We start from the raw sequence: 5528 nt of genomic DNA on the forward strand, positions 1-5528 counted from the left end.
GATCACACGCTCACGAAGATCAACTGACAGCGCCTTGCTCATAGGTGCCGGCCTCCGTCACCAGCACAGAGCTTGAATCAGAATCCGCGGTCCCTGGGAATCCCCAATGATTCAATCAGGTCGCAGAATGCTCTAGACGAGCGGCAGCTCCATGAAGACGTCGGCCCGCGCATAGGGGGTCGGCCGCGCTGGCAGGTCCCTGAACCCCGCCGCCCGGGGTTCGAAGGCGATGATCTCCATGGGCTCAATATCCCCGCCAAAGCTATGCTAGGCAACGGTCGTCCCAGGAGCGCGCATGGTCCATCCCGTCTTCGCCAACCTTCCGACCACCGTGTTCGAGGAGATGTCAGGCCTCGCCCGCGAGCTGGGCGCGATCAATCTGGGACAGGGATTCCCCGACGATCCCGGCCCGCTGACCATCCGCCGGAAGGCCGCCGACGAGGTGCTGAACGGCTACAATCAGTACCCGCCCATGGCCGGCCTGCCGCAGCTGCGGGAGGCGGTGGCGGCCCACTATGGCCGCAGCCAGGGCCTGGACCTGGACTGGAGGAGCGAGGTCACCATCACCTCGGGCGCCACCGAGGCCCTGGCCGCGACCTTCCTGGCGCTCGTTCAGCCCGGCGACGAGGTGGTGGTCTTCCAGCCGGTCTATGACGCCTATCTGCCGCTGATCCGACGGGCCGGGGGGACCCCCAGGCTGGTGCGGCTGGAGCCGCCGCACTGGCGGTTCGACCGGGCCATGCTGGAGGCCGCCTTCACCGACAAGACCCGGTTCGTGGTGCTCAACAACCCGATCAATCCGGCCGGCCTGGTCCTGCCCCGGGAGGACCTGGAGCTGCTGGCGGAGTACTGCCTCGCCCACGACGTCATCGCCATCTGCGACGAGGTCTGGGAGCAGGTGATCTTTGACGGGCGGGTGCATATCCCCTTGATGAGCCTGCCGAAAATGCGCGAGCGGACGGTGAAGATCGGCTCGGCGGGGAAGATGTTCGGGCTGACCGGATGGAAGGTGGGCTTCCTCTGCGCGGCGCCGGAGCTGACCCAGGCTCTGGCGCGGGCCCACCAGTTCCTGACCTTCACCACCCCGCCCAACCTGCAGGCCGCCGTGGCCTTCGGCCTGGAGCAGCCGGGCGATTGGTTCACCGCCATGCCGGCCGGATTGCAGCGGTCGCGGGACCGGCTGGCGGCGGGCCTGACCCGGGAGGGGTTCGCCGTCCTGCCGAGCCAGGGGACCTACTTCCTCAATGTGGACCTGACGGCCTCGGGGATCGTGGAGGCCGACCGGGCCTTCGCGCTGCGGGCGGTCAAGGAGGCCGGGGTCGCGGCGATCCCGGTCTCGGCGCTCTACGAGACCGACCCGGTGACCAGCATCCTGCGGCTGTGCTTCTCCAAGGGGGACGCGACCCTGGACGGGGGCGTCGAGCGGCTGGCCAAGGCGCGGGAGCTGTCGCGGAAGGCGGCCGGCTGACGCACATGTCGGTCGTCGCGGATGGAGGAAAACGCCCTTTCGCGCGCCGGACCGCCATCCCTTGCCGGGCCTGGGTTTGCGGGCCGACAGACCGACCGACATGGGCCGACATGTGATCCTCGGATTGACGACATTGCCAAAAATGTTATCTTGCATTGCAAGATGACAGACAATGAAAGACCCGAAGCCGACAGCCGCCGCGCCCAGCTCCTGAAGGGGGTGGCGGAGCTGGCCCTGCTCAGCCTGCTGGACGAGGGCCCACAGTACGGCCTGGAACTGCTGGACCGGCTGCGCGCCGACGCCGGGGTCGATCTGGCGGAGGGCACCATCTACCCCCTGCTGCACCGGCTGCAGAAGGCCGGGCTGATGGCCTCGGAGTGGCGGATCGAGCAGGACGGCGCCCGGCCGCGCAAGTACTACGCCCTCACAGATCTCGGCCGGGCCGAGCTGGCCAGCCAGCTCGCCGAATGGCGCCGGCTGAACGCGTCCCTCAACCCCTTCCTTGACCGACGGACCCTTCGATGAGCCCTGCAAGCCCGTCCCCGGAGATCGCTCACTGGCTGCGCCGGCTGAGCTGGTCGCTGGCCGCCATCCCCACCCCGGAGCGCGAGGACATCGTCGCCGAGATCGCCGACCATCTCCGTGAGCGCACGCAGTCTGGACAGGCTCCGGCCGACGTCCTGGCGGGGTTCGGCGCGCCGGAGGCCTATGCGCGCCGGTTCCTGGACGACTTCGAGCTGTCGGGCGCCCTGGGCTCGCAGCGTTCCGGGGATCTGGCCGCCGCCATCCTGCGCCGGGCGCACCACAGCCTGCTGGCCTTGGCCGCGGTGGCGGCGGCCTGCCTGCTGGCGGCCGGCGCCTTCGTGGTGGTGCTGACGGCGACGTACAAGGTCTTCGACCCCACCCATGCCGGCCTGTGGTCGGGGCGCGCCGGCTTCTTCATCGGGATCATCGACGATCCGGCCACCGCCCGCGAACTGCTGGGCTTCTGGATCTTCCCCCTGGCGGCCCTGAGCCTGGTCCTGGCCTGGCTGGCGGTGCGGCTGATCCTGGTGGGCGCCCTGCGCCGCATCGCCCGCGACCGGCCCGCCACCACCCTGGAAGGGGCCGCGCGATGAGCCGACGCAAGCTGGCGGCCTATGTGGCCCTGATCTATCTGCTCAGCTGGGGCGTGCAGCTGGGAGCCATCGCCACGGTGGGCGACCTGGAGTCGCCCGACGCGGCGCCCTGGCTGCTGGCGACGATGTTCGTCCCGGCCCTGGTCACCCTGGCCTTCGTGCGGCTCGACCAGAGCGCCCGCAAGGCGTTCGCCTGGAAGCCGTCCTGGCGGATGGCGCCCCTGATGCTGGTCGCCGTCCTGGTTCCGACCCTGATCGCCTTTGGCGTGGTGGCGGCGGTGGAGGCCGCGGCCTGGGGCCGGTCGCGCTGGTTCGACTTCGGCCAGACGGGGGTGACCATCTCCGGCGGCCCCTGGCTGCTGGGCAAGGGGGCGCAGGCCTGGCCGCTGTTCCTGGCCAATGTGGCGGCCACCGGCGCGGCCTTCGCGGTGATGAACGGCCTGGTGGCCATGGGGGAGGAGGCGGGCTGGCGCGGCCTGCTGCAGGGCCAGCTGATCGCGCGGCTGGGGACGGTGCGGGGGATCGCCCTGCTGGGCCTGATCTGGTCCTTCTGGCACCTGCCCTCCCTGCTGGCGGGCTACAATTTCCCGCAGCATCCGGTGCTGGGCGCCCTGGTGATCTTCCCCATCGAACTGGTGGCGGTGTCCTTCTTCCTCGGCTGGCTGACGCTGAAGTCCGGCAGCTTCTGGGCCGCGGCGGTCGCCCACGGGGCGGGCAATTCCATCGAGGAAGGGGTGGTGAGCAACCTCCACCTCACCGTGTCGCAGCTCCACGAGGACCTGCTGCGGATGGGGTTCACGGTGCTGGTGGGGCTGGTGTTCTGGGCGCTGGTGCGGCGGCGGGCGACGCCTTAGCCCCCGGCCTCGGCAGGTGGAGCCGCCCGCTCAATCCCCCTGGAAGCGGCCCGGGCGTTTCTCGAAGAAGGCGGTGACGCCCTCGCGGAAGTCGGCCGAGCGGCTGGTGAGCAGGTACTGGTCGCGGTCCATGAAGGTCGCCGCGTGGGCGCCGCCGGCCACCGCGGCGTTGACCGCCTCCTTGGTCATGCGCACCGGCAGGGGCGGCAGGGCGGCGAGTTTCGCGGCCCAGGTCCGGGCCGCGGCCAGGGCCTGGCCGGCCAGCGCCACCTCGTCGCAGAAACCCCAGTCCAGGCAGGCCTGAGCGTCCGTCGCCTCGCCGAACATCACGAAGCGCTTGGCCCGGGCCGGCCCCACCAGGGCCGTGATGCGCGGCAGGCTGCGCCAGCTCATGTTTATGCCCAGGGGCACCTCCGGCAGCCGCAGATAGGCGCCCTGGCCCATGATCCGGAAGTCGCAGGCCACGGCCAACGCGCAGCCGCCGCCGATGCAGAAGCCCTCGATGGCCACGAGGGTCACCGCCTCGATGGCCTCCCAGGCTTCGCACATGTCGGGGCCGGCCATCCCCGCCTCGCGGGTCTCCAGCAGGGTGGGCTTGCGGCGTTCCCCCTGGGCGGCGAGGTCGGCGCCGGCGGAGAAGTAGGTCTCCGCGCCCGTGAGGATGACGGCGGTGAGGTCGGAGCGGCGCCGCACCGCGCGGGCGAAGGCGGTCAGCTCCTCCATCAGGGCGGTGTTGAGCGCGTTGCGGGCGGCGGGCCGGTTCAGCGCCACCTCCGCCACCGCGCCGACGCGGCGGACGGTCAGGTGGTCCCAGGCGTGGGTGAATGGATCCATGGCGGTTCTCCCTGGGGCGAGGATCGCCCGCGCGGCAGGGCGGCGCAAGGCGACCGCCCTATCGACAGGGCTGGGCCGAGCGGGTGCAGGTGAAGGTCGGACTGGCCGGCGGTCCCGAGGGCGCACAGCTTCCCGACTTGAGCTTGGCCTTGGTCCAGTCGCTGTAGATGAAGTTGCTGGTCATCTGGACCTGGTACGTCCAATCGCCCTGAGCCTTGGCGTCGGCGGCCAGCGGTTGCACGTCGGTTCCGGTCCCCGTCACCATGAGGGGCGTCCCGCCGCGCACTCGGGGGCCCGTGCCGCCCATCAGGCACAGGGGCGGCGGAGCCACGAAGCTGACCATTTGGCAGGGGTTGTTGTTGCCGGGGTTGGGATCGAAGCCGCCCGCCATCCCCGGGGCCACCGTGACCTTGGCGCACAGTTGATGCTGGCCGATGTTGGGGGAGGCGTAGCGGACATAGATGGCGTCATATTCCTGCAGCTTCGCCAGGACGCCCTTGCGGATGCAGGCCACCTTCGGCCCCGCGGAGGTGGAGAGGATGTTGCAGGCCCAGCCGGGGGCGGTGAACGCCACCCCGGTGAAGGCCGTCGGCAGCTGCAGCGAGAACTGCACCGTGGGCGCGTTCTGACCGCCAAGCCCGAAGACCCCCGGCCCCATGTTCTGCACGAAGATCTGGCTCTCGGCTTGCTGCCCGACGGCGCCGCCGCCCGCGGAGAACTTGGTCATGAGGTCCTGGGCCATCGCGCCTGAGGACGCCAGAAGACCGAGGGCCAGGACGGCCAGGGCGAGGATTCGACCCCTGAGAGCGTGTCTTGGGGTCATGGCGGCGGGCCTTCTCCGGGAGTCGTGACGCGCGCCGGACGCCGGCCCGCCGTCAAGCGCCGCAGTAGCCGCCGAAGCCGGGGCCAGCGCAACGCCTTTCGCCGGGCGCGGCGCGCGGCGCTCTCAGCCTGGGGGTGCGGCGGCCCGGGCGAGGCTCGCCCGCGCGGCAGGGCGGCGCAAGGATGGGGGTTCGCCTCCCTCCCCTTTATGGGGAGGGGAAGATCGCGAAGCGATCGGGGTGGGGAATACCGGCCAGACTCCCCCACCCGTCCGAAGCTTCGCTTCGTCCTCCCTCCCCATGAAGGGGCTACCGGATTCACACATCGGCGTTGGGGGCTAAGAGTGCGACGCCTCGCTTTGCGGCCTGGAAGTCGAGCCATCCGTTGAGCATGACGACGGGGCCGGGTTTTCCGTAGTATCCGGTCCATCCG

6 protein-coding genes are annotated in these 5528 nt (G+C 70.6%); 4 read left to right on the forward strand and 2 right to left on the reverse strand.

Features of this window, described 5'->3' with window-relative positions; translation table 11 throughout:
* Positions 1–295 precede the first annotated feature (295 nt).
* The 4 genes from Q7T09_RS16240 to Q7T09_RS16255 all read left to right on the forward strand — a co-directional run bounded on the left by Q7T09_RS16240 (position 296) and on the right by Q7T09_RS16255 (position 3440).
* A complete protein-coding gene (locus Q7T09_RS16240) occupies positions 296–1468 on the forward strand; it encodes an aminotransferase (protein WP_304701098.1) in 1173 nt (390 codons plus the stop codon).
* A 162-nt stretch (positions 1469–1630) separates the two neighbouring features.
* Positions 1631–1993, forward strand: coding sequence for a PadR family transcriptional regulator (locus Q7T09_RS16245; protein WP_304701099.1), 363 nt, complete (start codon positions 1631–1633; stop codon positions 1991–1993).
* Positions 1990–2586: an HAAS domain-containing protein gene (locus Q7T09_RS16250; protein WP_304701100.1), complete on the forward strand. Its 597-nt coding sequence runs from the start codon at positions 1990–1992 to the stop codon at positions 2584–2586. Before Q7T09_RS16245 ends, Q7T09_RS16250 begins: the two co-directional genes overlap by 4 nt.
* Positions 2583–3440, forward strand: a complete 858-nt coding sequence (locus tag Q7T09_RS16255; RefSeq protein ID WP_304701102.1) for a CPBP family intramembrane glutamic endopeptidase — start codon at positions 2583–2585, stop codon at positions 3438–3440. The genes Q7T09_RS16250 and Q7T09_RS16255 overlap by 4 nt, the downstream gene beginning before the upstream one ends.
* 30 nt (positions 3441–3470) lie before the next feature.
* Here Q7T09_RS16255 and Q7T09_RS16260 read toward each other — a convergent pair whose 3' ends face one another.
* Positions 3471–4274, reverse strand: a complete 804-nt coding sequence (locus tag Q7T09_RS16260) for an enoyl-CoA hydratase/isomerase family protein (protein WP_304701103.1) — start codon at positions 4272–4274, stop codon at positions 3471–3473.
* 58 nt (positions 4275–4332) lie between these two features.
* Positions 4333–5001, reverse strand: coding sequence for a hypothetical protein (locus tag Q7T09_RS16265; protein ID WP_304701105.1), 669 nt, complete (start codon positions 4999–5001; stop codon positions 4333–4335).
* Positions 5002–5528 lie beyond the last annotated feature (527 nt).

The organism is Phenylobacterium sp. (assembly GCF_030645195.1).
Lineage (GTDB): Bacteria > Pseudomonadota > Alphaproteobacteria > Caulobacterales > Caulobacteraceae > Phenylobacterium.